General features: G+C 67.8%; 2 protein-coding genes. One reads left to right on the top strand and one right to left on the bottom strand.

Annotated elements, in window-relative coordinates; translation table 11 throughout:
- Positions 1-91: 91 nt before the first annotated feature.
- Positions 92-1,069, bottom strand: coding sequence for an RDD family protein (locus ACIBJG_RS38750; protein ID WP_399315050.1), 978 nt, complete (start codon positions 1,067-1,069; stop codon positions 92-94).
- 120 nt (positions 1,070-1,189) lie between these two features.
- On the opposite strand from ACIBJG_RS38750, the gene ACIBJG_RS38755 reads away from it, so the two are divergent.
- Positions 1,190-2,197: a stage II sporulation protein M gene (locus tag ACIBJG_RS38755; protein WP_399315052.1), complete on the top strand. Its 1,008-nt coding sequence runs from the start codon at positions 1,190-1,192 to the stop codon at positions 2,195-2,197.
- Positions 2,198-2,687 lie beyond the last annotated feature (490 nt).

Below are 2,687 nucleotides of genomic sequence, written 5' to 3' on the forward strand. Positions count from 1 at the left end.
ACCACCCACGGCCCTTCATCTGGACCAGGACCGCCGACGAGATCCTCGACAAAGTCGCGTCCTACTGCCAGCGAATCTCCGACTCACGTCACTAGGCGGGCGGGGCGAATCCGCTGGTGGGCGGCCGCACCGCGGCCACCCCGGGAGCCGCTGCCGCACTGCCGGGTTCGGCAGGCCTGACGGGGGCCGCCTGCGCGGGAGCGACGGGCGCCGCCTGCGCGGGAGCGACGGGCGCCGCCTGCGCGGGAGCGACGGGCGCCGCCTGCGCGGGAGCCGGACGGGGCACCGGAGTCGGGGGAGCCGTGGGAGCCGTGTGCGGGGCTGAGCCGAACGCCCGTCGCGCGTCACGCGCCTGCCGTTCGTTCACCACGGCGGCCAGGAACGCGGCGGCCGGCACGCCCCCGGGCGCCGGGACCCCGGTCCTCGTAGCAACCTCTCCGGCCAGCCGCTGCGACATGTCCCGCCCCACGGCGGCATCCAACTGGTGCATCCGCGTCAGGTACTGCCGCACAGCAAGCCACAGATCGTCCGGGACCGCCGACAGATCCAGTCCGGCGAACCGTCCGACCAGCCAGGGCGGGGGAGGCGGAACGGCCGCCGCCCTGCCCGCCGGCACCCGCTCCCGTACGACGAGCGTCCCCGCGAAGACATCCCCGAGCCGCCGCCCGCGTGCCGAAACCAGCGAGGCGACAGCGGCGACCGCACCGAGCGTCGCAAGGATCTCCACCACGCCCATCGCCCCACGCACCAACGCATGCCGGAACCGGATGGGCCCCCCGTCGTCCCGCACCACTCGAAGCCCGCACGCGAGCTTCCCCAGCGAACGGCCGTGGCTGAGCGTTTCCACCGCGACTGGGGCCCCCACCAGAACAAGCAGGAAAGTCGCTACGGTCACCGCCGCCCTCGCTGCGTCGTCGAGGGTGATCGTCGCAATGGCCAAACCGATCGACACCAGCACGAACACCGTTCCGACTACCGCCAGATCGATGGCCAGAGCCAGTGTGCGGCTCGGCAATTTCGCCGGCCGCAACCCCAGCACGACCGCGTCCCCGGTCACCAGCTCACTCATTGCCGCCCACCCTTCGCCGATCATCCCTGCCCCTCGGTCCCACAGTCTGCCAAGCTGACCCGCGACGCGCCGCAGTCGTACGGACCCGTACAACACCCCTGCCAGGAGCAGCAGCCGACCATGGACCTCGATGTCTTCGTCAACGCCCACCGCATCGAGTGGGACCGCCTGGACCACCTCCTGCACCGCGGGCGCAAACTCACGGGCGCGGAAGCCGACGAACTCGTCGACCTCTACCAGCGCACGGCCACCCATCTCTCCCTGATCCAGTCCAGCGCCCCCGACCCGCTGCTCACCGCGCGCCTCACACAACTGGTGGCCCGCGCCCGCTCGACGGTGACCGGCACCCGCCGTGCCTCCTGGCGAGACGCGGCGCATTTCCTCACGGCGGGATTTCCCGCAGCGGTCTACCGCTCCAGGCGCTGGTGGATACCCACCGCTGTCCTCTCCGCGCTCCTGGCCGCGCTGATGGGCTGGTGGATCGGCACCCACCCGGAGGTTCAGTCGGCCATCGCCGCACCGGACGACCTCCGCCGCCTGACCAGCCCCGGAGGCGAGTACGAGACGTACTACTCCAGCCATCCAGCGGCCTCGTTCGCCGCCCAGGTCTGGACGAACAACGCCCAGGCCGCAGCCATGTGCCTGGTACTCGGCGCGTTCCTCTGTGTCCCGGTGATCTGGATCCTCTTCGTCAACGTGCTCAACCTCGCGGTCGGCATCGGCCTGATGTCCTCGGCGGGCCGGCTCGACACCTTCCTCGGCCTCATCCTTCCCCACGGGCTGCTGGAACTCACGGCGGTCTTCGTCGCGGCCGGAACCGGCCTCCGCCTGGGCTGGACGGTCATTGATCCAGGTCCGTACACCCGGCGTACTGCCCTGGCACAACAGGGCCGGGCCGCCATCGGCATGGCCGTCGGACTCGCTCTCGTCCTGTTTGTATCGGGCCTCATCGAAGGCTTCGTCACCCCTTCAGGCCTTCCGACCTGGGCACGCATCGCCGTAGGGATCGCCGCCGAGCTGGCCTTCCTCGCCTACGTCTACATCCTGGGCGGCCGGGCATCCCGAGCCGGCGACTCGGGCGACATCGCAGCAGCCGAACGAAGTGCCGAACTGCCAGTGGCCGCCTGATGTGCGTACGGCACCGCTGACCTGCTAGTCTCCTCCTCGCCCCAAAAACTGTTGACACAGCGGACTGGGGGAGGTAGATTCAAACGGTTGCCTCGAACTGGACAAGTTCGAGCCCGACAGTTAGAGTTGTCTCGCTCTTGTGGAAATTGAATTTCCGCAGAGCCATTTGATTCCCACTCTCTGAAGCGTGAAGCCGATCTGTTCGGCGGTATTGCTTCTGATAAAGTCGAATCCGCCGAAAGGCAAGGCCCTTCAACGGCCACTGGAATTCAATTCGGACCGGTAAACGGGATGAAATGAGTCTGGTAAGGTTGGAACCGCTGGAAAGGGAAAGCGCGAAAGCGAAGAACTGGAAAGCGAAAATGCGAGGCCCGCTTCAACCGGGAATCGGACATGAAAGAGTCTGATAGAGTCGGAAACGCAAGACCGAAGGGAAGCGCCCGGAGGAAAGCCCCAGAAAATGTTCTGCGGGTGAGTACAAAGGAAGCGT

Source organism: Streptomyces sp. NPDC050422, from assembly GCF_044458665.1.
GTDB lineage: Bacteria > Actinomycetota > Actinomycetes > Streptomycetales > Streptomycetaceae > Streptomyces.

Coding starts and splice junctions, on each gene's coding strand:
- ACIBJG_RS38750 (WP_399315050.1), bottom strand. CDS start 1,069: ATGAGTGAGCTGGTGACCGGGGACGCGGTCGTGCTGGGGTTGCGGCCG.
- ACIBJG_RS38755 (WP_399315052.1), top strand. CDS start 1,190: ATGGACCTCGATGTCTTCGTCAACGCCCACCGCATCGAGTGGGACCGC.